Annotated in this window: 26 protein-coding genes and 2 tRNA genes; 9 read left to right on the forward strand and 19 right to left on the reverse strand. The window is 69.6% G+C overall.

All coding sequences use genetic code 11. The features are described 5' to 3' along the window. Window positions 1–2: 2 nt before the first annotated feature. Window positions 3–908 (reverse strand): LysR substrate-binding domain-containing protein, encoded by a 906-nt coding sequence (locus tag AB0C30_RS53295; RefSeq protein WP_357959175.1) that lies wholly within the window; start codon window positions 906–908, stop codon window positions 3–5. Window positions 909–979: 71 nt separating this feature from the next. Here AB0C30_RS53295 and AB0C30_RS53300 point away from each other — a divergent pair, with 71 nt between their 5' ends. After that, window positions 980–2,296: an FAD-binding protein gene (locus AB0C30_RS53300; protein ID WP_357959177.1), complete on the forward strand. Its 1,317-nt coding sequence runs from the start codon at window positions 980–982 to the stop codon at window positions 2,294–2,296. Window positions 2,297–2,299: 3 nt separating this feature from the next. On the opposite strand, the gene AB0C30_RS53305 is transcribed toward AB0C30_RS53300, so the two are convergent. Genes AB0C30_RS53305 through deoC form a run of 4 tightly spaced genes read right to left on the reverse strand, consistent with a single transcriptional unit; the run spans window position 2,300 to window position 5,690 of the window. Next, window positions 2,300–3,148: an aldehyde dehydrogenase family protein gene (locus tag AB0C30_RS53305; protein WP_357959180.1), complete on the reverse strand. Its 849-nt coding sequence runs from the start codon at window positions 3,146–3,148 to the stop codon at window positions 2,300–2,302. Beyond that, a complete protein-coding gene (locus tag AB0C30_RS53310) occupies window positions 3,141–3,335 on the reverse strand; it encodes a hypothetical protein (protein ID WP_357959182.1) in 195 nt (64 codons plus the stop codon). Before AB0C30_RS53310 ends, AB0C30_RS53305 begins: the two co-directional genes overlap by 8 nt. Next, a complete protein-coding gene (locus AB0C30_RS53315; protein ID WP_357959305.1) occupies window positions 3,328–4,758 on the reverse strand; it encodes an aldehyde dehydrogenase family protein in 1,431 nt (476 codons plus the stop codon). The genes AB0C30_RS53310 and AB0C30_RS53315 overlap by 8 nt, the downstream gene beginning before the upstream one ends. A 2-nt stretch (window positions 4,759–4,760) precedes the next feature. After that, the gene (gene deoC / locus AB0C30_RS53320; protein WP_357959308.1) at window positions 4,761–5,690 is read right to left on the reverse strand and encodes a deoxyribose-phosphate aldolase; all 930 of its coding nucleotides are present in this window, start codon (window positions 5,688–5,690) and stop codon (window positions 4,761–4,763) included. 195 nt (window positions 5,691–5,885) lie between these two features. Between deoC and AB0C30_RS53325 the strand changes: the two genes are divergently transcribed. Then, window positions 5,886–6,032 (forward strand): hypothetical protein, encoded by a 147-nt coding sequence (locus AB0C30_RS53325; RefSeq protein ID WP_357649218.1) that lies wholly within the window; start codon window positions 5,886–5,888, stop codon window positions 6,030–6,032. A 268-nt stretch (window positions 6,033–6,300) separates the two neighbouring features. Continuing rightward, a complete protein-coding gene (locus AB0C30_RS53330) occupies window positions 6,301–9,171 on the forward strand; it encodes an AAA family ATPase (protein WP_357959185.1) in 2,871 nt (956 codons plus the stop codon). Window positions 9,172–9,198: 27 nt separating this feature from the next. Here AB0C30_RS53330 and AB0C30_RS53335 read toward each other — a convergent pair whose 3' ends face one another. Then, window positions 9,199–11,460 (reverse strand): excinuclease ABC subunit UvrA, encoded by a 2,262-nt coding sequence (locus tag AB0C30_RS53335; protein WP_357959188.1) that lies wholly within the window; start codon window positions 11,458–11,460, stop codon window positions 9,199–9,201. A gap of 73 nt (window positions 11,461–11,533) precedes the next feature. Between AB0C30_RS53335 and AB0C30_RS53340 the strand changes: the two genes are divergently transcribed. After that, a complete protein-coding gene (locus AB0C30_RS53340) occupies window positions 11,534–12,310 on the forward strand; it encodes a TetR/AcrR family transcriptional regulator (RefSeq protein WP_357959191.1) in 777 nt (258 codons plus the stop codon). Between the two features lie 30 nt (window positions 12,311–12,340). Here AB0C30_RS53340 and AB0C30_RS53345 read toward each other — a convergent pair whose 3' ends face one another. The 12 genes from AB0C30_RS53345 to AB0C30_RS53400 form a co-directional block, all read right to left on the reverse strand. Beyond that, window positions 12,341–12,907: a TMEM165/GDT1 family protein gene (locus tag AB0C30_RS53345; RefSeq protein WP_357959194.1), complete on the reverse strand. Its 567-nt coding sequence runs from the start codon at window positions 12,905–12,907 to the stop codon at window positions 12,341–12,343. 223 nt (window positions 12,908–13,130) lie between these two features. Then, complete coding sequence (locus AB0C30_RS53350; RefSeq protein ID WP_357959197.1) at window positions 13,131–14,165, reverse strand: UDP-N-acetylmuramate dehydrogenase; 1,035 nt, start codon at window positions 14,163–14,165, stop codon at window positions 13,131–13,133. Between the two features lie 49 nt (window positions 14,166–14,214). Next, complete coding sequence (locus AB0C30_RS53355; RefSeq protein ID WP_357959200.1) at window positions 14,215–15,246, reverse strand: hypothetical protein; 1,032 nt, start codon at window positions 15,244–15,246, stop codon at window positions 14,215–14,217. 90 nt (window positions 15,247–15,336) lie between these two features. Continuing rightward, window positions 15,337–15,765 carry a MaoC family dehydratase gene (locus tag AB0C30_RS53360; RefSeq protein ID WP_357959203.1) on the reverse strand — a complete coding sequence of 143 codons (429 nt, stop codon included), beginning with the start codon at window positions 15,763–15,765 and terminating at the stop codon, window positions 15,337–15,339. Between the two features lies 1 nt (window position 15,766). Further along, a complete protein-coding gene (locus AB0C30_RS53365) occupies window positions 15,767–16,216 on the reverse strand; it encodes a MaoC family dehydratase N-terminal domain-containing protein (RefSeq protein ID WP_357959206.1) in 450 nt (149 codons plus the stop codon). Window positions 16,217–16,503: 287 nt separating this feature from the next. Then, window positions 16,504–16,668 (reverse strand): 50S ribosomal protein L33, encoded by a 165-nt coding sequence (gene rpmG, locus AB0C30_RS53370; protein ID WP_019632658.1) that lies wholly within the window; start codon window positions 16,666–16,668, stop codon window positions 16,504–16,506. Window positions 16,669–16,738: 70 nt separating this feature from the next. After that, window positions 16,739–16,812, reverse strand: a tRNA-Met gene (locus AB0C30_RS53375). Between the two features lie 192 nt (window positions 16,813–17,004). Further along, window positions 17,005–17,077: transfer RNA gene (locus AB0C30_RS53380), tRNA-Thr, on the reverse strand. Between the two features lie 68 nt (window positions 17,078–17,145). After that, window positions 17,146–17,349, reverse strand: coding sequence for a transposase (locus tag AB0C30_RS53385; protein WP_357959209.1), 204 nt, complete (start codon window positions 17,347–17,349; stop codon window positions 17,146–17,148). Between the two features lie 97 nt (window positions 17,350–17,446). Next, a complete protein-coding gene (locus AB0C30_RS53390) occupies window positions 17,447–18,310 on the reverse strand; it encodes a phosphotransferase (RefSeq protein WP_357959212.1) in 864 nt (287 codons plus the stop codon). Window positions 18,311–18,354: 44 nt separating this feature from the next. Then, window positions 18,355–18,861, reverse strand: a complete 507-nt coding sequence (locus AB0C30_RS53395) for an NlpC/P60 family protein (protein WP_357959215.1) — start codon at window positions 18,859–18,861, stop codon at window positions 18,355–18,357. A gap of 91 nt (window positions 18,862–18,952) precedes the next feature. Beyond that, the gene (locus AB0C30_RS53400; RefSeq protein ID WP_357959218.1) at window positions 18,953–19,960 is read right to left on the reverse strand and encodes a GH25 family lysozyme; all 1,008 of its coding nucleotides are present in this window, start codon (window positions 19,958–19,960) and stop codon (window positions 18,953–18,955) included. Between the two features lie 249 nt (window positions 19,961–20,209). Between AB0C30_RS53400 and AB0C30_RS53405 the strand changes: the two genes are divergently transcribed. Together AB0C30_RS53405 and AB0C30_RS53410 are read left to right on the forward strand one after the other, a co-directional pair. Further along, window positions 20,210–21,160 carry an ATP-binding cassette domain-containing protein gene (locus tag AB0C30_RS53405; RefSeq protein ID WP_357959221.1) on the forward strand — a complete coding sequence of 317 codons (951 nt, stop codon included), beginning with the start codon at window positions 20,210–20,212 and terminating at the stop codon, window positions 21,158–21,160. Beyond that, entirely contained in the window at window positions 21,141–21,884 is a 744-nt protein-coding gene (locus AB0C30_RS53410) for an ABC transporter permease (RefSeq protein ID WP_357959222.1), read from the forward strand. The genes AB0C30_RS53405 and AB0C30_RS53410 overlap by 20 nt, the downstream gene beginning before the upstream one ends. 15 nt (window positions 21,885–21,899) lie before the next feature. On the opposite strand, the gene AB0C30_RS53415 is transcribed toward AB0C30_RS53410, so the two are convergent. Further along, window positions 21,900–23,009 (reverse strand): hypothetical protein, encoded by a 1,110-nt coding sequence (locus AB0C30_RS53415; protein ID WP_357959224.1) that lies wholly within the window; start codon window positions 23,007–23,009, stop codon window positions 21,900–21,902. A gap of 110 nt (window positions 23,010–23,119) precedes the next feature. On the opposite strand from AB0C30_RS53415, the gene AB0C30_RS53420 reads away from it, so the two are divergent. The 3 genes from AB0C30_RS53420 to AB0C30_RS53430 are packed head-to-tail and all read left to right on the forward strand — an operon-like array spanning window position 23,120 to window position 24,888. Continuing rightward, window positions 23,120–23,617 carry an NUDIX hydrolase gene (locus AB0C30_RS53420; protein ID WP_357959226.1) on the forward strand — a complete coding sequence of 166 codons (498 nt, stop codon included), beginning with the start codon at window positions 23,120–23,122 and terminating at the stop codon, window positions 23,615–23,617. A gap of 39 nt (window positions 23,618–23,656) precedes the next feature. Then, window positions 23,657–24,007 (forward strand): PadR family transcriptional regulator, encoded by a 351-nt coding sequence (locus AB0C30_RS53425; protein WP_357959228.1) that lies wholly within the window; start codon window positions 23,657–23,659, stop codon window positions 24,005–24,007. Further along, complete coding sequence (locus tag AB0C30_RS53430; RefSeq protein WP_357959230.1) at window positions 24,004–24,888, forward strand: hypothetical protein; 885 nt, start codon at window positions 24,004–24,006, stop codon at window positions 24,886–24,888. Before AB0C30_RS53425 ends, AB0C30_RS53430 begins: the two co-directional genes overlap by 4 nt. The last annotated feature ends 16 nt before the right edge of the window (window positions 24,889–24,904 follow it).

The raw sequence follows: 24,904 nt of genomic DNA on the forward strand, positions 1-24,904 counted from the left end.
ATTCAGGGGAAGTCGGGCAGTCGGCGGCGGGCGTGGTCGATGAACGCTCGCGCGGCAGGCCCCGACGGCCCCGTGGCCCGCCAGATGAGCGCCATCCGGCCGCGCAGCCGCGGCTCGGTGATCTCCAGTACGTGCAGGTCGTCCTTCGCGACGGTGACCGCCGACTCGGGCAGTACGGCCAGGCCGAGCCCTTTGGCGGCGAGCTGCCCCAGCACGTACGGCTCGCTGGCCTCGAAGGCGACATGCGGCGTAAACCCGGCGGCGGCGCACGCCTCGTCGAGCGCGGCCCGCAGACCGGTGCCGCGCGGCAGGCAGATCAGCGCCCGATCCGCCAGCTCCCGCAACGTGATGACGGGCATCCCCGCCGAACCCTGAGCCGCCAAGTCGTGAGTGAGCCCGACGGCGGCCACCAAAGCCTGGTCGATCACCACCTGCGCGTCCAGCCCCGCCGGCACGCTCGATCCGATGCCGATGAGCCCGAGGTCCATCCGCCCCGCCCGCACCGCCTCGATCAAGCTCTCCGGATCGGACTCCTGCAACGAGATCTCCACGGACGGATGCCGGTCGTGGAAGTCGGCCAGCAGCCCCGGCAGGTCGAGCACGGAGGGCGCCGAGACGGTGCCCATCACGACGTGCCCGCGCAACAGCCCGGTCATCTCGTCGACGACCAGCCGGGCGGCGGCGACCGCCGCGAGGGCGGCGCGCGCGTACGGCAGCACCGCCTCCCCCACCTTGGTGAGGCGCACCTGCCGCGCCGAGCGGTCGAACAGCGGCTGGCCCAGCTCCCGCTCCAGCTGCCGGATCTGCGCGCTCACCCCGGGCTGGGCCACATGGAGCCGCGCCGCGGCCCGGGTGAAGCCGGCCTCCTCGGTCACTGCCACGAAGTACTCAAGCTGCCGGAGCTCCATAACAAATCATGCTAGCAGTCAGGCAATCCATCTCTTTGACTTCTGGATGAGCCGGACACAAGCTGAATCGCATGGACATGCTGAAGTGCCCGGTGTTCCGACCGGGTGATGAGGGATATGACGACGAGCGGGCCGGTTTCCAGGCTCTCGCCCGGCACCGGCCGGACGTGATCGTCGGCGCGACGGACGCCACCGACGTACGCGCGGCCGTGGCCATGGCCGCGGCGGACGGGCTGCCGGTGGCCGTGCAGGCCACCGGGCACGGCATGCCGATGGCGGCCGACGGCGGCCTGCTCATCAGCACCCGCAGGATGACCGGCGTACGGGTGGATCCCGAGACCGCGACGGCCAGGATCGAGGCGGGCGTGCGCTGGTCGCGGGTCATCGAGGAGGCGGCCCGCCACGGGCTGGCCCCGCTGTCCGGCTCGGCCCCGTCCGTCGGCGCCGTGTCCTACACGCTCGGCGGCGGGCTCGGGCTCATGGCGCGCCGTTATGGCTACGCCGTCGACCAGGTACGCGCCGTCGAAGTGGTCACCGCCGACGGCGTACTCAGGGAGGTGACGGCCGCGACGGAGCCGGACCTGTTCTGGGCGCTGCTCGGCGGGCGCGGCAACTTCGGCGTGGTCACGGCGCTGGAGATCGGCCTGGTCCCGGTGACCGGTCTGTACGGGGGCGGCCTGTTCTTCGATCTCGCCACCGACGTGGTGAAGCGCTGGGCCGAGTGGACACGGGACCTGCCCGAGGAGATGACCTCGTCCATCGCGGTGATCCCGTTCCCCGACGCCCCGCAGGTGCCCGAGGTGTTCCGCGGCCGCCGCGTCGGCCACGTGCGGATCGCGTACACGGGCGGCCCGGAGGAGGGCGAGCGCCTGCTGGAGCCGCTGCGCGCGATCGGGCCCCGGCTCGTGGACTCGGTGAAGGAGCTGCCGTACACCGAGTCGGGCAGCATCCACAACGACCCGGCCGAGCCGATGGCCTACTACGCCACCCACTCGCTGCTGCGCGAGCTGCCCGCGCGGGCCGTGGACGCGCTGCTGGAGGCCGAGCGCGCCATCCTGGAGATCAGGCACCTGGGTGGCGCGCTGGACAAGCCGGGCCTCGGGCCCGTAGTCAACCGCGACGCCCAGTATCAGGTCGGCGTCCTGTCCCGGCTCGCGCCGGGCGGCGACCCCGGCGAGGTGCGCCCGCTCCACGACGGGGTCCGCGAGGCGCTGTCGCCGTGGGACACCGGAGGCCGCGGCCTCAACTTCCTGTACGGCGAGAACACCGCGCCCGACCAGGTCCGCCTGGCCTACGACCCGGACGACTACCGGCGGCTGGCCGCGCTGAAGACCGTGTGGGATGCCGGCAACCTGTTCCGGCTCAACGCCAACATCCCACCGGCCTGACGGTCAGACCCCCATCGGGTGCCAGACCGTCTTCGTCTCCAGGAAACGCGTCATGCGGGTGAGGGCCGGGGCCGCCCGCCAGTCCTCGTCCGGCGACGGGCGCAGGACCCGCTTGAGGTTCTCCGCCGCCGCCTGCTCGCAGGTCAGCGCCAGCTCGGCGTCGGACACACCGGTCAGGTCCAGCCCGTTGACGTCCATGTGGGCCGCCAGCCAGGGCGCGAGCTCCCGCTGATGACCCGTGAGGACGTTGACGACGCCGCCCGGCAGGTCCGAGGTGGCCAGCACCTCCGCCAGGGTGATGGACGGCAGCGGCGTCCGCTCGGAGGCGATCACGACGCACGTGTTGCCCGTCACGATCACCGGCGCGATCACCGAGATCAGCCCCACCAGCGGGTCCTCGGGCGCGACGACGGCGACGACCCCCGTGGGCTCCGGCGAGGAGAGGTTGAAGTACGGGCCGGCGACCGGGTTGGCCGTGCCGTGCACGGAGGCGATCTTGTCCGACCAGCCCGCGTACCAGACCAGCCGGTCGACCGTGGCGTCCACGGCCTCCAGCGCCGCCTTCTTGCCGCCGCCCAGCTCCTCGGCGAACTGCGCGCGGCGGCCCTCCAGCATCTCGGCGATCCGGTAGAGGATCTGGCCCCGGTTGTAGGCCGTGGCGCCCGACCAGCCGGGGAACGCCTTGCGCGCCGCCACCACGGCGTCACGGACGTCCTTGCGGGAGGCCCGCGAGGCGTTGGCGAGGAAGTCGCCCTTGGGCGAGGTCACGGCGTAGGACCTCCCGCTCTCGGAGCGCGGGAACGCCCCGCCGATGTACAGCTTGTACGTCTTGCGAACGGCCAACCTACTCATCGCCGCGCCCCCTCCGCATGGTCTCCTCCGACATCTCGACCGGCACGAAGACCTGGCCGCACCGGCTCACCCCGCAGCGGTGGGCGTACCAGCCGGTGCGTACGGGCCTTCCGGCGCGGGCGAAAGCGTGGCCGCGCGTGGCCTGCGCCCGCCGTCCACCCCGGCGGGAACGGCGGTGCTCACACATCAAGGTAGGCCTCCAACCCGAGCAGCCCGCCCTCTCGGCCGTATCCGGACTCCTTGTACCCGCCGAACGGCGCGGCCGGGTCGAACCTGTTGAACGTGTTGGCCCAGACCACTCCGGCCCTGAGCTTGTCGGCCATCCACAGGATGCGCGAGCCCTTCTCCGTCCAGATCCCGGCCGACAGCCCGTACGGCGTGTTGTTGGCCTTCTCCACGGCCTCGGCCGGGGTGCGGAACGTCAGCACCGACAGCACCGGGCCGAAGACCTCCTCCCGGGCGATGCGGTGCGACTGGGCCACGCCGGTGAAGACGGTCGGCGGGAACCAGAAGCCCTTGTCGGGCAGTTCGCAGGCGGGCGACCAGCGCTCGGCCCCCTCCTGCTCGCCGAGGTCGCTGAGCGAGCGGATCTTCGCCAGCTGCTCGGCCGAGTTGATCGCGCCGATGTCGGTGTTCTTGTCGAGCGGGTCGCCCAGGCGCAGCGTGCCGAGGCGCCGCTTGAGCGCCGTCAGCAGCTCGTCCTGGATCGACTCCTGCACCAGCAGCCGGGAGCCCGCGCAGCACACGTGCCCCTGGTTGAAGAAGATGCCGTTGACCACGCCCTCGACGGCCTGGTCGAGCGCGGCGTCGTCGAAGACGATGTTCGCGGCCTTGCCGCCCAGCTCCAGCGTGAGCTTCTTGCCGGTGCCCGCGACGGTCCGGGCGATGATCCGGCCGACCTCGGTGGAGCCGGTGAAGGCCACCTTGTTCACGTCGGGGTGGGCGACCACGGCGGCGCCGGTCTCACCCGCTCCGGTGACGATGTTGACGACACCGGGCGGCAGGTCGGCCTGCTGGCAGATCTCCGCGAACAGCAGCGCCGTCAGCGGCGTGGTCTCGGCCGGCTTCAGCACCACCGTGTTGCCGCAGGCCAGCGCGGGGGCGATCTTCCAGGCCAGCATGAGCAGGGGGAAGTTCCACGGGATGACCTGCCCGGCGACGCCGAGCGGCCGGGGGTCCGCGCCGAACCCGGCGTACTCCAGCTTGTCGGCCCAGCCGGCGTAGTAGAAGAAGTGCGCGGCGACGAGCGGCAGGTCCACGTCACGCGACTCGCGGATGGGCTTGCCGTTGTCGAGCGACTCCAGCACGGCCAGCTCGCGGGCGCGTTCCTGGATGATGCGGGCGATCCTGAACAGGTATTTGGCCCGTTCGGTGCCCGGCATCGCGCTCCAGACCCCGAACGCCTTGCGCGCGGCCTGTACGGCCCGGTCGACGTCGTCGGAGGAGGCCGTGGCGACCTCCGCCAGCTTCTCCTCCGTCGCCGGGTTGATCGTCTTGAAGGCGGAGCCAGAGCCGTCCACGAACTCGCCATTGATGAACAGCCCGTACGACGGCTTCAGATCGACGATGTCGCGCGACTCGGGCGCCGGTGCGTATGCGAAGGTCGCCATCATCAGTCCAGGGTGAAGTAGTCGGGGCCCGCGTAACGGCCGGTGGTCAGCTTCTGGCGCTGCATCAGCAGGTCGTTCAGCAGCGACGACGCACCCAGCCTGAACCAGTCGGGCGACAGCCAGTCCTCGCCGGCGGTCTCGTTGACCAGCACGAGGTTCTTGATGGCGTCCTTGGTGGTGCGGATGCCGCCGGCCGGCTTCACGCCGACCTGCCGGCCCGTCTCGTCGCGGAAGTCGCGCACCGCCTCCAGCATGATCATCGTCACCGGCGGCGTGGCGGCCGGGGCCACCTTCCCGGTGGAGGTCTTGATGAAGTCGGCGCCGGCCAGCATCGCCAACCAGGACGCGCGCCGTACGTTGTCGTAGGTCGACAGCTCGCCGGTCTCCAGGATCACCTTCAGATGGGCGGAGCCGCAGGCGGCCTTCACCGCGACGATCTCCTCGTACACCTTGAGATAGTCGCCGGACAGGAACGCGCCGCGGTCGATCACCATGTCGATCTCGTCGGCGCCCGCGGCGACGGCGAGCGCGGTGTCGCTCACCTTGACCTCCAGCGAGGTGCGTCCGCTCGGGAAGGCGGTCGCCACCGAGGCGACCTTCACCCCCGAGCCGCGCAGCGCGCCGGCGGCCACGGCCACCAGGTCGGGATAGACGCAGACGGCCGCCACCCGGGGCGCTCCCTCGCCGGGGTGCCTCGCCTTGGTGCACATCGCACGGACCTTGCCGTGCGTGTCCGCGCCCTCGAGCGTGGTGAGGTCGACCATCGAGATGGCCAGGTCGATCGCCATGGCCTTGGCGCTGGTCTTGATGGAGCGGGTGCCGAGCATCGCCGCTCGCTGGTCCGCGCCGACCCGGTCGACACCGGGCAGGCCGTGCAGGAATGCTCGCAGCGTCGCGCCGGACGAGCCGACGTCGGCGAGCGAGGTAGTCACAGTTGACACCTCCACAGGATCGCCGACCAGGTGGGCTACGTCCAAACCGGATCTCTAAGGCGGCATCGGCGCGCCTCCTAGGTACTCCCTGGCCTGGAGTTTCCCGGGAGATAGGGCATCCGCCCGATGTGGCGGTAGGGGCCTTAGCCCGAACCTTAAGAGTGTCAGCAAGACACAAGAAGGAGACACACCACCATGAGTCCCGAGATCGAATACCAGATCATGAAGAGCCACGTCAACGAGCTGCGCCAGGCCGCCGCGCGACACCGTCAGGTACGCGAGGCACTGGAGGGCAACAAGTCCGAGCGCCGCTCGCTGTTCGGCAAGCGCCGCTCCTCATGACCGCCCCACAAGCGCCCGGCCGCACCCTCCCTCGCGGCCGGGCCACCATCCCTCCCTAGCACCGCCTTCCCTCCATCGGGCTCCCCCGGAGGGGACATCCCTCGCAGGGACCCCGACCACGACGGACCGTCACACGGGATCGGGACGGTCGGTGTGACGAACCCCCGGGAACCCCATTTGCGGCCACCGCCCCATCGGGCCAAGGCCGCTCGTCAATCTGCCCTAAATGCGTCGAAAGCGGCTGGTGAGGCATGACATGCTGGACGACATGCTGGGACGTTCGGTAAGTCCCGTCTTCGTGGGGCGGGAAGAGGAGCTCACGGCCCTCTCTCAAGCCTTCGACGAGGCCCGGAAGGGCACCGCGACAGCCGTGCTGGTCGGCGGGGAGGCGGGAGTCGGCAAGACCCGGCTGGTACAGCGGTTCGCCGAGCAGGCGGCGCGGAGCGGCGCTCATGTGCTGTACGGCGGGTGCGTCGAACTCTCCACGGAGGGCCTGGCCTACGCGCCGTTCACGGCTGCCCTGAGGCAGCTGGTCAGGGAGCAGGGCACCACCCAGATCGCCGCGCTGCTGCCGGGCGGCGCCGAACGCGACCTGGCCCGGCTGCTCCCCGAGTTCGGCGAGCCCAGCGGTGACGGCGAGACCGACACAGGGCGGGCCCGGCTGTTCGAGCAGTTCCTGACGCTCCTCCAACGGCTGGCCGGCAACCGGCCGACGATCCTGCTCATCGAGGACATCCACTGGGCCGACCGGTCCAGCCGCGACCTGATCGCCTTCCTCAGCCGCAACCTCGGCACCGCGCAGATATTGATCGTCATGACCTACCGCTCCGACGACCTGCACCGGCAGCATCCGCTCCGGCCGGTGCTCGCCGAGCTGGGCAGGGTCAACAGCGTGCTCAGGCTCGACCTGCCCCGCCTGTCCAGGGACGAGGTCGCCCTGCAGATGGCCGGGATCCTCGGCATCGACCCCGACTACCCCAAGGTGGAGAAGGTCTACGAGCGCAGCGAGGGCATCCCGCTGTTCGTCGAGGCCCTGCTGGACTGCGGCGAGGACTGCGCGTTCCCCGAGTCGATGCAGGACCTGATACTCGGCTCGGTCGAGCGGCTGCCCGAGGAGACCCAGCGCGTGCTGCGCATCGCCGCCGCGGGCGGCATCAGGGTCGGCCACGCCCTGCTCGCCGCGGTCAGCGGCCTGTCCGACCTGGAGCTGGAGGCCGCGCTGCGGTCGGCCATCGCCGGGAACGTGCTGCAGATCGCCGACAACCGCGCCTACGTCTTCCGGCACTCCCTCATCCGCGAGGCCGTACACGACGAGTTGCTGCCCGGCGAGCATCAACGGCTGCACTCGCGCTACGCCGAGGAGATCTCCCGCGACCGCAAGCTGGTGCCACCGGGCCGGGCCGCCGTGGAGCTGGCCCACCACTGGTACGGCGCGCGCAACGACCTCTGGGCACTCATCTCGGCCTGGGACGCGGCACAGAAGTCGTTCGGGGCCTTCGCGTACACCGAGGCGATCCCGCTGCTCGAACGCGTACTCATGCTGTGGGACCGGGTGCCGGACGCGGCCGAGCGCATCGGCGCCGACCACACGGCGGTGCTCGAACGGGCCAGCGAGGCCGCCCTCGCGGGCGGCGAGCTCGACCGGGGCATCAAGTTCGTCAAGGCGGCCCTGGCGCAGCTCGACGAGACCCGGGAGCCGGCCCGGGTCGCCACGCTGATCGTGCGCTGGGCCAACCTCAAGATCTACAAGGGCAAGACGGGCGTCGTCGACGACTTCCAGCACGCACTGCGTCTGGTGCCCGAGCCGACCCTGGCCCGCGCGAGCGTCATCATGCCGATGAGCCAGCACCTGATGCTCCGTGGCGACGTCAAGGAGGGCACCCGGCTCATCGAGGAGGGCCTGCGCCTGAGCCGGGATCTCGGCGACAAGTGCCTCGAAGGAGACCTCCTGCTGAACCTGGCGCTCGGCCACTCCATCGACGGTGACACAGAGGCGACGCTGGCCACCAACCTGCGCGCGCTGGAAATGGGCCGTCAGGAGAGCTCGGGACGGCTCATCACGCGGGCGATCGGCAACAACATCGACGCGCTGAGCGACCTGGGACGCTCCGAGGAAGCCCTCGCGCTGGCCGACGAGGGCTGGCAGCTGGCCAAGCAGTACGGCCGGATGCGGCTCAACGGGCTGTTCATCCTGCTCAACAGGGCCGAGGCGCTGGAGGCCATCGGCCGCTGGGACGAGGCCCTCGAGGCCATCGGGCAGGCACTCAGTCTCGGCCCCGTGCTGCGCACCCACAACCACCTGCTCCGCGTACGCGCCGACATCGCGCTGGGCAGGGGCGAACTCGCGGTCGTCGAAGGCATCCTGGCGGAGCTGGGCGTGCTCAAGGAGCGGCCCGAGGAGTTCTTGCAGGACATCACCAACAGCACCCGGCTGCGGATCGGCTGGCACCTGTTCAAGGGCGAGTCGCTGGCCGCGCTGGCCGTGACCGAGCGCATCCTGTCGTTGTCGTCGCAGTCCCCGTCGTCGCAGTCCCCCAAAGCCATGCTGGGCTGGCGGCGGCTGGCCCTGCTCACCCTGGTCTGCGACACCGCCGAGGACGCCGAGCCCGACCGGGTCCGCGCGGTGCGCGAGCAGGCCGCCAAGGTGGCCGCGAGCCTCAAGGTCAGCGGGCCGGTGGCGGAGGCGTACAAACTGACGTACTCGCGCGACTTCGACGCGGCCGCGGCCGCCTGGGAGCGTCTCAAGCGCCCGCACAACCAGGCCAAGGCCCTCGTCAGAGCGGCCACCGTGGTGGCGCGGTCGGGCGACAGGGAGGGCGCGGCGACCCGGCTCGCCGTGGCCGCGCCGCTGGCCGCCGCGCTGCGGGCGACGCCGCTGATCGACGAGATCGAGGCACTCTCCCGGCGGGTCGGCGTCGTCCAGCAGCAGGCGACCGTCCCCGAGCTGCTCACGCCGCGCGAGACGGAGGTGCTGCGGCTGGTGGCGCTGGGCCGTACGAACCGGGACATCGCCGCCGAGCTGTTCATCTCGGCCAAGACGGTCAGCGTGCACGTGTCCAACATCCTGGCCAAACTGGGCGTGACCACCCGCGGCGAGGCAGCGGCGGCCGCACACCGCCTCTCCCTGCTGTCTCGGTAGAAGCGAGCCTCCCCCGGCCGGGGCGTCTTAGGAGGCCAGGTCGCGGCGGAGGAACTCGGCGGTGTGGGAGCCGGTCGCCGCCAGCAGATCGCGCGGCGTGCCCTCGAAGAGCACCTGACCCCCCTGCCCGCCACCCTCGGGCCCGAGGTCGATGACCCAGTCGGCGTTCTTGACCACGTCCAGGTTGTGCTCGATGACCACGACCGAGTTCCCGGCGTCGACGAGCCGGTCCATGATGTCGAGCAGCCGCTTCACGTCCGACATGTGCAGCCCGGTGGTCGGTTCGTCCAGGACGTACACGGTGCCGCTCTTGTGCAGCTCAGTGGCCAGCTTGATGCGCTGGCACTCGCCGCCCGACAGCGTGCTGAGCGGCTGGCCGAGCGTGAGGTAGTCGAGCCCGACGTCGTTGACCGCCCGCAGCACCCGCCTGAGCTTCGGCTGCGGGAAGAACGCGTACGCCTCGGCCGCCGTCATCTCCAGTACGTCGCTGATCGACTTCCCATCCAGCTTGTGCTCCAGCACCTCGGGCCGGAAGCGCCGCCCCTGGCAGTCCTCGCAGGTCGACTTCAGCCCGTCCATGAACGCCAGGTCGGTGTAGATGACGCCGAGCCCCTGACAGGCGGGGCAGGCGCCCTTGGAGTTGGGGCTGAACAGCGAGGCGCTCACCGACCCGGCCCGCGCGAACAGCCGCCGGATCTCGTCCAGCATCCCGGTGTACGTGGCGGGGTTGGAGCGGCGCGAGACGCTGACGGCCGACTGGTCGATGACCACCGCCTCGGGGTGCAGGCTCAGGAACACGTCGTTGACCAGCGTGCTCTTACCGGATCCCGCGACGCCCGTCACGACGGTCAGCACGCCGGCGGGGATGTCGACGGTGACGTCCTTCAGGTTGTGCGTGTTCGCGCCGGCGATCGTCATCGCGCCCGTGGGGCGCCGGTAGTCGGTCTTCAGGGGTAGTCGCCGCTTCATGTACCGGCCGGTCAGGGTGCCGGCCTCGGGCAGCGCCGCCGCGGTGCCCTCGTACACCACCTGCCCGCCGTGCGTCCCGGCCCCGGGGCCGATGTCCACGACGTGGTCGGCGATCCCGATCACCTCGGGGTCGTGCTCGACGACGATGACCGTGTTGCCCTTGTCACGCAGCTTGCGTAGCAGCGTGTTGAGCCGTTCGACGTCGCGCGCGTGCAGCCCGACGCTCGGCTCGTCGAAGACGTACATCATGTCCGTGAGGCTGCTGCTGAGGTGCCGCACCATCTTGACGCGCTGTGACTCGCCGCCCGAGAGCGTGGCGGTCTCGCGGTCGAGGCTGAGGTAGCCGAGGCCGATCGTGACGAGGTCGCGCACCCGGTCGATCAGGCTCGCCACCACGGGGGCGCCCACCGGGTCGGTGAATCCGGCCAGCACCTCCACGAGCTCGGTGGCCTCCATCGCGGCGAGCCGGGCGATGTTGAAGCCGTCGATCTCGCAGCCGAGCACGTCCTGGTTGAGCCGGGCGCCCGCGCACAGCGGGCAGGTGGCCGTCGTGACGTACTCCTGGAAGAGCCGGCGGTTCGCCTCGGACATCTCGGCGACGTCCTTCTTGATGTACAGGCGGGTGAACCGCGCCACCAGGCCCTCGTAGCTGGAGTTGATCGTGCCGCCCTGCCACTCCAGCGGCACCTTGGTCTGGGCGCCGTGCAGCAGCGTCGCCCATTCCCGCTCGTCGTAGTCGGCCAGCCTCTTGTCGTTGTCGAACAGGCCGGAGTTGGCGTAGATCTTCCAGTACCAGGTGCCGACGGCGAAGTGCGGGTGCAGGAGGGCACCTTCGTTCAGCGACCGGGACCTGTCCAGGAAGACGTCGAGGTCGAGCGCGACGGTCCTGCCCAGACCCTCGCATTCAGGGCACATGCCCTGAGGATCGTTGAACGAGAACGCGTTGGAGTAGCCGACGAACGGCTTGCCGACCCGCGAGAACAGCAGCCTCAGCAGCGAGTAGATGTCGCTGATCGTGCCGACGGTCGAGCGCGAGCCGCCCCCGAGCCGCTTCTGGTCGACCACGATCGCGGCGGACAGGTTCTCGATCACGTCGACGTCCGGCTGCCCGTACTTCGGCAGCCTGTTGCGGGCGAAGGCGGTGAAGGTCTCGTTGAGCTGACGCTGCGCCTCGGCGGCGAGGGTGTCGAACACGATGGACGACTTCCCGGACCCGGATACGCCGGTGAAGACGGTGATCTGCCCCTTCGGGATGCTCAGGGAGATGTCGCGGAGATTGTTCTCGCGCGCGCCGATGATCTGGATACGGGACGTCTGCAACGCCACTCCTCGCCCTCGATAAACTCCGTACGTCGTACATCGTACTATGTACGGAGTTATGTTGAGTGAGAAGATGGATGACGTGCCGCCCACGATCGCCCGGACCAGCGCCGGAGACCCCGCCCGCACCATCGAGCTGCTCTGGCGGCGGCCGGGAACGCGGCCGGCGCAGCGCGGGCCACGTCAGGGCCACACGGTCGACGAGGTCGTTACGGCCGCGATCGCCGTCGCCGACGAGGAGGGCCTCGACGCGACGACGATGCGCCGGGTCGCCCAGGCGCTCGGGATCGGCACGATGTCGCTCTACACGTACGTGCCGGGCAAGGCCGAGCTGCTCGACCTCATGCTCGACACGGTCCTCGGCCAGATGCCGCGCCCCGACCTGTCGGAGCTGCCGTGGCGGGCGCGGCTGGAGGCGGTGGCGCAGGCCAACCGCACGGTGTACGAGGGACACCCGTGGATGCTCGCCGTGTCCACCACACGGCCGCCGCTCGGCCCGGGGGTTTTGGCCAAGTACGAGCACGAGCTGCGGGCCTTCGAAGGGCTCGGCCTGGGCGATGTGGAGATGGACGCCGCCCTGACCTACCTGCTCGGCTTCGTGCACTCCTCCGCCCGCTCGGCCGCCGACCAGCGGGCCGCCCAGAGCGAGGCGATGACCGACGAGCAGTGGTGGGCCGTCAGCTCTCCGCTGCTCGCCCGCGTCTACGACGAGGCCGCCTACCCGACGGCCAGCCGGGTCGGCGCGGCCGCCGGAGCCGCCAACAACGCCGCTTACAGCGCCGACCACGCCTACGAGTTCGGCCTCCAGCGCGTCCTGGACGGCCTCCAGGTCCTCATCGAACGACGCTAGCGGCGTCCATCCGGCTGTCCGTTCACCGCGCTAGACGACCGCATCGACCAGCAGCGCGATTCCGAAGATCGCGAACACGGCGGCGGCACCATACCTGATCGCCTTCTCCGGCAGGTGCTTGCCCAGCAGGCGCCCCACCACGATCGCGAGGGCGTCGGCGGCGACCATGCCCACCGTGGACCCGATCCAGGTGCCCAGCCAGCCGTGCTGCGTCGCCAGCGTGATGGTGGCCAGCATGGTCTTGTCACCCAGCTCGCTCAGGAAGAACGCCACGGTCACCGCGACCACGGCGTTCCTGGTGGTGCGCCGGGCCTTGCTCGACTCCTCGTCCGTCAGCTCGTCCCCGCGCAGCGTCCACAGGGCGAAACCCAGGAAGGCGAGGCCGGCCACGACGGAGATGGCGGTGGTGGGCAACGCGTCGCCGATCAGCCCGCCCACCGCGACGCTGACCAGGTGCACGGCGGTCGTCGCGATCGTGATGCCGGCCAGCACCGGCCAAGGCTTGAAACGGGTGGCGAACGTCATCGCCATGAGCTGGCTCTTGTCGCCCATCTCGGCCACGAAAATGACCGCGAGGCTGATCCAGAACGCTTCCAACTGTCCTCTTCCGCGCGACCGAGCCGGAAGCAGGCACCCAGGGAGTTTTCGGGCACGACTTCGGCCCGGTAGCGTCTTGATCCATAGCTACCAGGCCGAAGGTCTCGTCCGCCCGTACAGGCCCGCGTGACCGGGCGCGCAAGCGCGCCAGCATGTCGATCACGCGATTGGGACTACTCCCCTTCGGTAATTCCGAATAACCATAACAGCGGCCCTCAGGGACCTATTCCAGCGAGCAGCCGACCAGCACCGGCTCGTTGACGAGCGTGACGCCGAACTTCTCCAGCACCCCGTCACGCACCTCCCCGGCCAGCAGCAGCAGGTCAGCCGTGGTGCCCGTGCCGTTGGGGTTGGTCAGGGCCAGCGTGTGCTTGGTGGAGATGCGGACCGGGCCGCGTTCGTAGCCCTTGGGGTAGCCCGCCTGCTCGATCAGCCAGGCGGCAGGCACCTTGACCAAGCCGTCCGGCATGTCCCAGCGCGGATGACCGGGGGCCCGCGCCGCCAGCTCCTCGGCCTCGGCGGCCGACAGGACCGGGTTGGTGAAGAACGACCCGGCGCTGCGGGTGTCGGGATCGGCCGGATCGAGCACCATGCCCTTGCCGCGCCGCAGCTCCAGCACCGCTCGACGCGCCTGGTCGAGCGGCACGCGGGCCCCCGGCTCGACGCCGAGCCGGGTGGCCAGCTCCTGGTAGGCCACGGGACCCGACAACTCCGAGACGTCGAGCGCATACGTCACGCCGAGCACCACATGCCGCGCCAGATCCCGCTTGAACGCGCTGTCACGGTAGGAGAAGCCGCACTGCCGCGCCTCCAGGTCGACCACTTGCCGCGTCCTGCGGTCGTAGACGCGTACGCACCTGATGGTCTGGGCCACTTCCTGGCCGTAGGCGCCGACGTTCTGGATCGGGGTCGAGCCCACGAGCCCCGGAATGCCGGACATGCACTCGATGCCGGACCAGCCCTCGGCCACCGCGCGGGTGACCAGTCCGTCCCAGTCCTCCCCCGCCTCGACCGTGACCAGCACTTCGTCGCCGTCACGGGAGACGGACACGCCCTGGGTGACGACCCGGATGACCAGCCCGTCGAACCCCTCGTCGGCGACCACCAGGTTGCTCCCGCCGCCGAGCACCAGGGTGGGCTGGGCCTGCCGGTCGGCCTCGGCCACGAGGGAGACGAGGTGCTCCGCCGTACTGGCCTCGACGAATTCGCGGGCGGGGCCGCCCAGCCCGAGGGTGGTGTACGGCGCGAGGTTCTCCATGGGGCACAAGCTTATGAGGCCCTCGGCATGCCCAGCACCTTGTCCTGGTTCACCCGTGCCGGCGTAGGTGGCGTACGGGAAGGCGGTCGGAGGGCACGACCAGCTCGCCCTTGAGGGCCATGGAGAGCTCCAGGTCGGCGTTCTCCCCGTCTCGGGCGTCCTCGGGCAGCGCGCTGATCGCGGCCGACCTGCGTACCGCCATCAGGTCGCCGCGCAACGCGCGCACGCGCCCCGGTCCCGCCTCGCGCCACCCCGCGCCGATCAGCTGCCTCTCCAGGCCGCCCTGCGGTGCCTCCTTATCGTCCGGCGGTGTCACGGCACCCTCCGGCGGTCGCTCCAGGCCATGCCACCCCGCCGCCACCGCGCCGTCCGCGACCGCCGCGACGAGCGGCGTGAGCGCGTCGCCCGTCAGTACGACCGAGGTCTCCATCAGTACGTGCACCTCAGACGTGTCGAGGCGCAGCAGCTTGGCCCGGCAGGCGCCCCACGTGGCCGAGCCGCCCCGCCAGTGCGGGGTCTCGGCCACCCGCCACTCGGTGACCCGGTCCGGATGGCGCAGTGCCAGCTTGTGCAGCACCTCGCCGGCGCCGTCCACGTCGCCCAGGTCGAGGGCCACGACATGGGCGTCGGTGTGCTCGAGCACCGACTCTATGGACGCCCGTACGTCATCCGGCCGGCCGTCGACGATGAGGCTCACGGACGCCGTGACGTCGGCGGTCGCCACCCGCTGCCGCTCGGCGGCGACGCCCGCCGCGTCGAGCCGGTTGGCGGCCAGGGTTCCGTCCCAGACACGCTGGGCGTGCAGCATGTCGTCCCCCGGATCGCCCCGCTGCTCAGGGTCACCGGAGAAGCCCAGCTCGTCTGCGGGATTGGCGCGAGCGCCTCTTGGCCTGGCCCCCGCGGTGCCGACACCCGTCGCCGCGCCCGCGCCGCCGGTCGTGTCGCGGCCCGTACCGACGGCGCCCGCCACGTCCTCGGTCCTGACGGGACCCAGGTGGCCGGGCGGCTTGTCGGTCACCGCGGAGACCGGGATCGATTCGACCGTGGGCCAGATCCTGCCTTGGTGCGGTGCTGTATCCATAGGCTCCCGCGTACCCGAGAGCCGCCCCGCCTATCATCCGACTCATCCCGCCGGGCTCGTCGATGGGGCTCGTCGATGGGGCTCGTCGCGCTACGCGAGTTGAACCACCGCGCGGGCCTTGGACAGCACCCGGGTGTCGCCCGCCCGGGCCGTCAGCGCGACGACCACCCGCTTGTCCGGCAGCTTCTCCTCCACGACGCCGCTGACGGTGATCGTCGCGCCCTCGTCGTCATCGGGCACGACCACCATCGAGGAGAACCGCACCCCGAAGTCGACCACCGCGCCGGGATCGCCGACCCAGTCGGTGACGAACCGGCCGCCCTGCGCCATCGTGTACATGCCGTGCGCGATGACGTCGGGCAGCCCAACAGCCTTGGCGAACCGCTCGTTCCAGTGGATCTGGTTGAAGTCGCCCGACGCCCCCGCGTACATCACGAGGTTGAGCCTGCGGACGTCGTAGCCGGTGGCCGGGATCTCGTACCCGACCTCGATCTCGTCGTACTTCACCGTGGCAGTCATCTCAGGCCGCCCCTCCGCGCTCGACGATCGTGTTGTACGTGGTGCAGACCGGCTCACCGGAGACCGTGGTGATGTCGCTTCTCACCGTCAGCAACTCGTTGCGCCCGGCGCTGCGGATGTCGGTGATCGTGGAGCTGGTGACGAGCTCGTCGCCTGCGTAGATGGGGCGAACGTACTCAAAACGCTGCTCGCCATGAACCACCATGGCCAGGTTCAGGCCGAGGTCAGGATCGGCCAGCGCCTCACCGCCGCTCTGCAGGCTGAACACGATGGGAAAGGTCGGCGGCGCGACCACATCGGGATGCCCGGCGGCCTGGGCGGCGTCCCGGTCTCGGTAGATCGGATTGCCGTCACCGATCGCGGCGGCGAACTCCCTGATCTTCACCCGGCTGACCTCGTACGAGGACTTGGACGCGTACGTCCGGCCCACGAAGTCGCGGTTCAAGGCCATCTGTGCTCCCTCGCATGTCCGTTACGCAGACGCTAACAGAACAAGGTTCGGCTGTCGCCGGGATGACCACGACTTTGCCGCAGGGACAGCCGGTGAATTCCACCGCTATGACGGCTGGCGGATTGCCCACCGGAACGACCAGCGGACACTGCCGCCATGACACCCGACGGCTTCCGCCACCGAGACGGCCAGAAGACACGACAAACCGGCGCCCTGGTGCAGGACGCCGGTTGTGCGTTGGTTAAGGCCAGGAGAATGCCCCCGGCGAGACCGCGCTCGGAAAAGAGCTAGCGGGTCTCGCGGTGCGCGCGGTGGCAGCGGCAGTTGGGGCAGTACTTCTTCAGCTCAAGCCGATCCGGGTCGTTGCGCCGGTTCTTCCGCGTGATGTAGTTGCGGTGCTTGCACTCCTGGCAGGCCAGCGTGATCTTCGGCCTAACGTCGGTGGCAGCCACGTGGGAGTGCCTTTCTACGTTTGGGACTGGGACATGCCCAAGCCCAGGTCGGCGACCTGGGGAGGGGCAGTAGCGGAGGCCGGACTTGAACCGGCGACACAACGATTATGAGCCGTTTGCTCTGCCTGACTGAGCTACTCCGCCTTAAGCCGGACGAACGACCCCGGCCCGTAGAGGATACCTGACCTGGGGAGCACATACGTAATCGACCAGCTCGCCCGGGCTGGCCGACCATTAAGCCTAGCAGCCGGGGTACGGCGGGCAAAATCCACGCACAACAAGAAACGCCCGACTCCGCGATTTCACGGGTCGGGCGAATTGCCTTGTCAGTGTGCGAGCCCCCAAACGGAATCGAACCGTTGACCTTCTCCTTACCATGGAGACGCTCTGCCGACTGAGCTATAGGGGCCTGTCCGGCGCTGCGGACAGGTGTAACCATACACGGCCCTCAGCGATGACGCGAACTCGTCAGCCCCACTAGCCGACCGCCTCATAACCCCGCTGGAACGGCAGCTCCACGACCTCGCAGAGATCGGCCAGATCGACGTGCCGGGCCACCTCCGCGACCGACACGCAGTCGGCGACGGGAACCCCGTCCCTGCGCACGCGGAGCACCTGTCGCCCGTCACGCTCGGCGAGAACGACCTCGTAGCCGTCTAACCCAACCCATCGCCTGTCCATAGCGGCACACAGTAGCTCCTGGGTCTCTCAATTTCCGATAGGCGACATGCGTTACACGCCATACCGAGTTGCTACTGCGGTCCTTGCGTCGACGCATCTAGGTTGCGATGAGTGCCGATTCGATGCCGGGCACGCGCTCGTGCAGCCAGTCCCCGCCGCACTCGTACTCCCACACGAGTGCCAGCAGCATGTAGAGCAGTCGGTGGCTGGCCATGTGCGATGGCGCGTCGAGTGGAATGCCCGCGGGGAAGTACGCGTCGAGCATCGCACGTTGCAAGCCGGGCTCGCGGAAGTCCATCCTGGCCAGATCCAACCATGGGCTGGCGGCACCGCAGTCCGCCCAGTCGATGATCCCCGCAATCCGGGACCCGACCGACAGGACATGCCGCGGGTGGAGATCACCGTGAACGTACACGCAGGGCTGATCCCACCGAGTACCGTCCACGAGGAGATCCCGACATCGGGAAAAGAGCGTCGGGGTCAAGATCCCGGCATTGGCGACAAGGCCGAGTCGATCCGCCAACCCCGCGACCTGATCGGCCCAGGTTCCCTCACCTGCGCATGGTGGCGAGCCGGACGCGTCCTTGAAAAAGCCCGCTCCCTTCACAGGAAGAGAGTGCACGGCACGCAGCAACCGTCCCACCTCGGACGCCGCCTTGAGCGACGCGGCCCCTGGCTCGCCAGAGACGAGTCGCGTCACCAGGTACGGAATCTCCGCGTCGGCCGCGCCGGCGATGACCTCGGGGACCGGAACGCCCCTCTCCGACATGGATCGCAAGGCCCATAACTCCACCTCGACTTCACGCGCGGCGGCGGCCTTGAAGACAGCGCGTGCCCCGGACTCCAGGGTCACTGCGGCGACCGTGTTGGCCGCGAATCCAGACAGCGGCTCATACCCTGTCACGCGTTGGGACAGCAAGCGCTGGATCACCTCACCATCGATGCGCCTGGCATCGCTCACGACTACCGGCCTCCTCTCACTCCCGTGGACCGTACACACTGAGGTCAGTAGCGGTAGAAGCCCGCGAGGTCCTTGATCCGTCGGATGTCGTCGACGCGTACCGAGGCTCCAGTTTCGGGGGCGTTCATCATCTTGCCGTGGCCCAGGTAGACGCCGACGTGGTGGGTCTTAACGGTGTTTTTGGTGATTTTTCCGAAGAAGACGAGGTCGCCTGGTTCGGCCGAGCCGACTCGGCGCAGTCTGCGTACGTGGGCGTCGGTGGTGCCGGGGCCGAGTACGTCGGCGCCGAAGGCTCGGGCGTACACCCACCTGGTGAAACCCGAGCAGTCGAGCCCCCGGGTCTTGGCCGCCGGGCAGGGGCGCGTCTTTCCCCGGTAGCCCAGGCAGGTGCCCTTCGACGGTCCGGGATCCGTCGCGTGGCCGCCTCCCCAGGAGTAGACGACGCCCCGCTGCTGGATCTCGTACGCGATTCTGACGATCGCCGAAGGAGCGGGGTGCCGCAGGAGCGGCACCGACGCGGTGGCGGTCAGCAGGATGAGGGCGATCGCCACCCAACGCCATCCCGATGCCGCCGCTAACCCTCGCAACCTAGGCATCGGGATTTATTCTGCTTTATCGGGCGGCCCGGCGAGCAGACCAGGTCTATCGGGCCGTGAGGGTGAGTTTCACCGAGCCGACCGTGACACGTACGCCGACCTTGCCCTTGCCCTTGGGCCTCGCGTTCGTGGTGAAGGTCAGCGTCGTCTTCTGGCCGCGCCCGAGCTCGGCGACGTCGCAGCGCACCGCCGTGCCGCTGAAGTCGCAGCCCGGCGCCCGCACCACCCGCTGGCCGCCGAACGCGCGCCCCGACACCTTGACGTGCGTGACGGTGACCGGTCCCGTGTTGGACACGGTGACCGTGTACGTCTTCCTGTTCCTGGCCAGGCCGGAGACCGTCACCTCGGCGGGCGGGTTGGCCAGCTCGGCCAGCTCGTCCTCGGAGCCGTTGAAGGAGTTCTGGCCGCCGGCCAGCGTGCCCTTCTCGGCGGACTGCCAGAACGTGTGCCGTTCCCAGCCCTTGGGCAGCTCACCGGGATCGCCGCCCCATCGGGCCAGCCACAGCGGGTGGGCGCCGAACTTGCCGGAGTCGCCGGTGCACGTCTGCCACCAGGCCCGGGTCGTGTAGATGATCGCCTGGCGGCCGGTCCGCTCCCGGTATTTCGCGGTGAACGACTTGATCCAGCCGACCATGTCCTTGTGCGACAGGCCGTAGCAGCCGTCCTTGCCGTTCTTGTCCTTGTACGGGTTCTCCTCCAGGTCGAGCACTCCGGGCAACGTTCGCCCGTCGATCTTCCAGTCCCCGCCGTTCTGCAGGAAGAAGTCGGCCTGGGCGGCACCGTCGGACTCGTGCGGCTGCGCGAAGTGGTACGCCCCGCGCAGCAATCCGGCCTCCGCCGCGCCGTCGTACTGCGCGTCGAAGGAGGGATTGCGGTAGTCGGTCCCCTCGGTCGCGTGGACGAACGCGAACTTGCCACCGCCGGACGCGACGGTCGACCAGTCGACCTCGCCGGTCCAGTTGCTGACGTCCACCCCGACGACCCCGTCGGCGGCCCACGCGGTGCCGGTCATCCCGGCCGTGGCGACCGCCGCCAATAACAACAGACGTTTCACGCGGGAGATCATCGCCGAGCGCCGAGCAGCCTCGCAAGAAATTTCTTATATCGGTATAAAACCGCATTTCAGCGGCCGAAAATTGGTCATCCACAGGGTGTGTACGAGATGACGTTTTCGCAGGTCAGTGCCGTTTATGAACGTCACTTTCATGTTTGCCAAACCGGCTTTATCTGGCTCAAGCTGATTCCGATCCTCAATCGAGCCCCCGACCTGGGGTTTCTTCGCCATGCCCGGAGGAGAACGACCATGATCCACGCCCGGGGACTGACCCGAGTGTTCAAGTTGAAGAAAGAGGCCGTCGAGGCCGTACGCGGCATCGATCTCGATGTGGAGGCCGGCCAGCTGGTCGCCTTCCTCGGCCCGAACGGCGCCGGCAAGTCGACCACCCTCCGCATGCTGACCACCCTGCTACCGCCCACCTCCGGCACCGCCACCGTGGCGGGCCGGGACATCGCCCGCGACCCCTCCGGCGTACGCGCCCGCATCGGGTACGTCGGCCAGAAGAACAGCGCCGGCGAGAACTTCCGCGTCCGCGACGAACTCGTCACCCAAGGCCGCTGCTACGGCCTGGCACCGGCGGAGGCGGGCAGGCGCGCCGACGAGCTGCTCGACCTGCTCGAACTGCGGCCGCTGGCCCAGCGCAAGCCCGGCACGCTGTCGGGCGGCCAGCGCCGCCGCCTCGACATCGCGCTCGGCCTCGTCCACCGTCCGGGACTGCTCTTCCTCGACGAGCCGTCCACCGGCCTCGACCCCAAGAGCCGTGCCGAGGTCTGGTCGCACATCCTGCGGCTGCGTGCGGAGTACGGCACGACGCTCTTCCTGACCACCCACTACCTCGAAGAGGCCGCCAGCATGGCCGAACGCGTGGTGATCATCGACAACGGCGAGATCATCGCGGACGGCACGGCAGAAGGACTCAAGAACGACCTGGCCGGCGACCGCATCACGATCACCACCGCGACGGAGCAGGAAGCGGCCACGGCTGCCGGGATGACCAGTGAGGCGGCCGCCGAGGTCGAGGGCACGACCGTGCGGCTGCGCGTCGCCAACGCGGCCACGGCCCTGCCCGAATATCTGCGCACCCTGGAGGCGAACGGCGTCAAGGTCGCCACCGCCGAGACCGCCCGCCCGACCCTCGACGACGTGTTCCTCACTCTTACCGGGAGAAGTCTCACCGATGACGACATTCCTGCGTGACACCACGACGGTCTTCACCCGCGAAATCACCCCCGCGCTGCGCGAGCCCGTCGGGCTGCTGTTCTCGATGGGGCAGCCGCTGCTGTTCCTGTTCCTGTTCGGCTCGCTGCTCGATGGGGCGATGGGCTCGTCGTGGCAGTGGTTCGTGCCGGGCATTCTCGTCATGATGTGCCTGATGGCGCCCATGTCGTCGGGCTATCTGATGCTGGTCGAGTTGCTGGGCGGCTCGATGGAGCGGCTGATGGTCACCCCGTTGAGCCGTACGGCGATGCTGGTCGGCAGGACGATGAAGGAGATGGCGGTCCTGTTCTGCCAGGCCGTGCTGATCATCCTGCTGGCGCTCCCGCTGGGTTTCCGGCTGTATCCGGCGGGTGTGCTGGGCGGGCTCGCGATGTTGATCGTGCTCGGTGTCGGGCTGGGGGCGCTCTCGTTCGTCCTCGCGATCAAGTCGGCGCCCAGCGGGAACCTGTTCTACGTGGTCACCCAGGTGGTGCTCTTCCCGGTCTTGTTGCTGTCGGGGGTGCTGCTCCCTGTGGAGACCGGGCCCGCGTGGCTGCGGGTCATCGGACAGATCAACCCGATCTCGTACATCGTCGAGGCCGAACGCGCCCTCTTCGCGGGCGACCTCACCAACCTGTCCATCCTGTACGGCACCGCGGCCACCTGCCTCATCGCCGCGATCGGCCTCTGGCTGGGCAACCGGGCGATGCGCCGGGGCGTGTGACGGGGCACGTGACGTTCAGGGGCTGATCGCCAAGAACAGGAACGCGGCGAACAGCACCAAATGCACGCCGCTCTGCAGCAGCGTCGCCCGCCCCGGCACCACGGTGAGCGTCGTGACGACGAAGGTCAGCCCCAGCAGCACCAGATGCGTGGCACCGAGGCCGAGCACGAGCGGCCCCGTCAGCCAGATCGAGGCCACCGCGATGACCGGGATCGTCAGCCCGATGCTGGCCATCGCCGAGCCCAGGGCCAGGTTGAGGCTGATCTGGATCTGGTCGCGCTTGGCCGCGCGGACGGCGGCGATGGTCTCCGGCAGCAGCACCAGCAGCGCGATCACCACGCCGACCACCGCCTGAGGCAGCCCGGCCGACGACACCGCCAGCTCGATCACCGGCGACTCGACCTTGGCCAGGCCGACGACCGTCACCAGGGCCACCAGCAGCAGCCCGAGGCTGATCATGGTGGCCCGCGCCGAGGGCCGCGGCGCGTGCCCCTCAGCGTCGGCAGCCGCGTCCTCAGCGGTGGCGGGCGCGGCCTCAGCCGTGGCGGGCGCGTCCTCAGCGGTGGTGACCGGCAGGAAGTAGTCGCGGTGCCGTACGGTCTGCGTCAGCACGAACAGCCCGTACAACAGGAGCGACACCACCGCCGCGAACCCGAGTTGCGCGGCGGAGAAGGCGGGCCCCTTGGCGCTCGTCGTGAACGTCGGCAGCGCGAGGCTGAGCGTGCTCAGCGTCGCGACCGTCGCCAGCGCGCCGCCCGTGCCCTCGGCGTTGAAGACCGCCACCTTTCGCCGGAGCGTTCCGCGGAGCAGTGACAGACCGACGATGCCGTTACAGGTGATCATGACCGCGGCGAACACCGTGTCCCGGGCCAGTGACGCCGAATGCTCGCCACCTGAGATCATCAGGCTGACGATCAGCGCCACCTCGATCACCGTCACGGCCACGGCCAGCACCAGCGATCCGAACGGCTCGCCCACCCGGTGCGCGATGACCTCGGCGTGGTGCACGGCGGCCAGGACGGCGCCGGCGAGCAGTACGGCCACGATGATCACCAGGACGGGCGGGAGTTCGCGACCCCATGACAGGACCAGAGCGAGGAGCGCAAGTAGGGGGACGGCGACCATCCACTGTCTCGTTATGTAACGAAGCATATACAGGGTGTTGCCCAATCTTCCGGAGTTACCACCGATCATGCCTTGTCATCCGTTTTGGGGTGAAATAGACCATGGATCACGTGATCGCGACGGAGACCGTGCCATGGATCCCGGTAGCGCACCGGCTGGAGGTCGTCCTGTCCTCGCGGCTGCCGCCGACCGGCCAGATCACCACGGCCTTCGCCGTCGTACGGGACGACAGCGACAGGATGCTGCTGACCTGCGTCGACCGCGCGGGACGCGGCTGGGACATCCCCGGCGGCCACCTCGAACCCGGCGAGTCCCCCGTGGACGCCGCCGTCCGCGAGCTGGCCGAGGAGACCGGGCTGGTGCTGGCGCCCGAGGAGCTGTCCGTTTTCGCGTGGTTGCGGATCGAACTGACGGGGCCGGTGCCCGATGGGTACCGCTATGAGGCGCTGACGAATCTGGTGATGTTCCAGGCGCGGCTCGACTCGCCGGGACCCGCCGTACGGCCCGCTCCGGGGTCGGAGAGTACGCGGGCCGCCTGGCTCGCGGCCGAGGAGGTGGAACGATTGTGCGCCGGGCAGAGCTGGCTGATCGCGTACCGGACGCTCTAGCCGTTGCACACGCTTCGTTTAACGGAATAATCTCGTCCCATGCCCAGGGGAACCTCAGAAGTCAGCGAGCCGATGTACTTCGTGCTCACCGCGCTGCGCGGCGGACCGCTGCACGGACACGCGATCAGCAAGTCGATCAAGGAGCTGTCCGGCGGCCGGGTCCAGCCCTCTGTCGGCACCCTGTACGGCATCCTTGAGCGGCTCAACGAGCGAGGCGTGATCGCCGTGGACCGCGAGGAGACGGTCAACGGCCGCAACAGGCGCTACTTCAGGATCACCGACGAGGGCCAGGCACTGGTGGAAGCCGAGGCGAGACGCATGCAGGAGGCCGCGTCCCTCGTCCTGCGGCCGACCATGTTCGCCTCCCTCGTCCGCCTCCTGACCGCATGACCACGCTCGAACGGCGCTACCGCAGGCTGCTGCTGGCCTACCCGAGGCGATACCGCGCGGCGCACGGCGACGAATTACTCGACGTCCTGCTCGAATCCGCAGCTCCAGGACAGTCCACCCCGGTGCTCAGGGAGGCGTGGGGACTGCTCCGAGGCGGCGTGCGCACCCGCATCACCCATCAGGCGACGGGCACCGCATGGGCGGACGGCCTGCATCTCGGGGTCACGGCGGTGTCGGCGGTGAACCTGGCCGCGCTGCTGCCGTTCGCGGGCTCGCTGCCGCTGTGGACGCTGCTGTCGGTGCTCGCACTGCTGGCGGTCATGCGCGGATGGACGCGGACGGCGTTCCTGCTCACTCTCGCCACCGGCGTCAAGGCGGTCTCGATCGCCGGCGGCTGGCAGCCCCTGGACCTCACCCTCCTGCCGGTCTACCCGTCAGCGCTCGCCGACCGTCCCCTGTTCGAGACCAGCAGCCCGCAGGCGGTGGCCATGGGCTACGCGGTCGTACTGTCCGGACTGGCGGTGCTGGCCTGGCGGCGGCACCGGCCACGAGTCCGGTCGTGGTGGTGGTTCGCAGCGGCGCTGGCGGCCGCGTGGGCGGGCCCGTCGTGGCTGCCGGAGGGCACGCTGTTCCCGATCAGTCTGAGCAAGATGGCCGTCGAGGTGGTGGCGCTGGGGCTGGCCGTGGCGGGCGCGTACCTGGCCCGCGACCCGCGCTGGGCCCTGGCCTCGGGCATCTACCTGGTGGTCACGTCGGGCGACCTGGGTCTGCACGGCGACCAGCTGACCAGGCAGCACCTCGCCTACTGGGGCGTACTGGTCGTACTGACCCTGGCGACGGCGTTCGCGCCCTACCGACAGCGGCGGCACGCCCTGGATTGACCATGCTCTGTTAAAC

The sequence above is a fragment of the Nonomuraea sp. NPDC048901 genome (assembly GCF_040649695.1).
Lineage (GTDB): Bacteria > Actinomycetota > Actinomycetes > Streptosporangiales > Streptosporangiaceae > Nonomuraea.

Bases quoted from the DNA above. Each gene is read 5' to 3' on its own strand.
- AB0C30_RS53325 (WP_357649218.1), top strand. From the start codon at position 5,886: ATGAGTCCCGAGATCGAATACCAGATCATGAAGAGCCACGTCAACGAG.
- AB0C30_RS53410 (WP_357959222.1), top strand. From the start codon at position 21,141: ATGACGACATTCCTGCGTGACACCACGACGGTCTTCACCCGCGAAATC.
- AB0C30_RS53365 (WP_357959206.1), bottom strand. From the start codon at position 16,216: ATGGCCTTGAACCGCGACTTCGTGGGCCGGACGTACGCGTCCAAGTCC.
- AB0C30_RS53425 (WP_357959228.1), top strand. From the start codon at position 23,657: ATGCCCAGGGGAACCTCAGAAGTCAGCGAGCCGATGTACTTCGTGCTC.
- AB0C30_RS53340 (WP_357959191.1), top strand. From the start codon at position 11,534: ATGGATGACGTGCCGCCCACGATCGCCCGGACCAGCGCCGGAGACCCC.
- AB0C30_RS53360 (WP_357959203.1), bottom strand. From the start codon at position 15,765: ATGACTGCCACGGTGAAGTACGACGAGATCGAGGTCGGGTACGAGATC.
- AB0C30_RS53295 (WP_357959175.1), bottom strand. From the start codon at position 908: ATGGAGCTCCGGCAGCTTGAGTACTTCGTGGCAGTGACCGAGGAGGCC.
- AB0C30_RS53305 (WP_357959180.1), bottom strand. From the start codon at position 3,148: ATGAGTAGGTTGGCCGTTCGCAAGACGTACAAGCTGTACATCGGCGGG.
- AB0C30_RS53310 (WP_357959182.1), bottom strand. From the start codon at position 3,335: ATGTGTGAGCACCGCCGTTCCCGCCGGGGTGGACGGCGGGCGCAGGCC.
- AB0C30_RS53415 (WP_357959224.1), bottom strand. From the start codon at position 23,009: ATGGTCGCCGTCCCCCTACTTGCGCTCCTCGCTCTGGTCCTGTCATGG.
- AB0C30_RS53315 (WP_357959305.1), bottom strand. From the start codon at position 4,758: ATGGCGACCTTCGCATACGCACCGGCGCCCGAGTCGCGCGACATCGTC.
- AB0C30_RS53405 (WP_357959221.1), top strand. From the start codon at position 20,210: ATGATCCACGCCCGGGGACTGACCCGAGTGTTCAAGTTGAAGAAAGAG.
- AB0C30_RS53300 (WP_357959177.1), top strand. From the start codon at position 980: ATGGACATGCTGAAGTGCCCGGTGTTCCGACCGGGTGATGAGGGATAT.
- AB0C30_RS53355 (WP_357959200.1), bottom strand. From the start codon at position 15,246: ATGGATACAGCACCGCACCAAGGCAGGATCTGGCCCACGGTCGAATCG.
- AB0C30_RS53350 (WP_357959197.1), bottom strand. From the start codon at position 14,165: ATGGAGAACCTCGCGCCGTACACCACCCTCGGGCTGGGCGGCCCCGCC.
- AB0C30_RS53385 (WP_357959209.1), bottom strand. From the start codon at position 17,349: ATGGACAGGCGATGGGTTGGGTTAGACGGCTACGAGGTCGTTCTCGCC.
- AB0C30_RS53430 (WP_357959230.1), top strand. From the start codon at position 24,004: ATGACCACGCTCGAACGGCGCTACCGCAGGCTGCTGCTGGCCTACCCG.
- AB0C30_RS53330 (WP_357959185.1), top strand. From the start codon at position 6,301: ATGCTGGGACGTTCGGTAAGTCCCGTCTTCGTGGGGCGGGAAGAGGAG.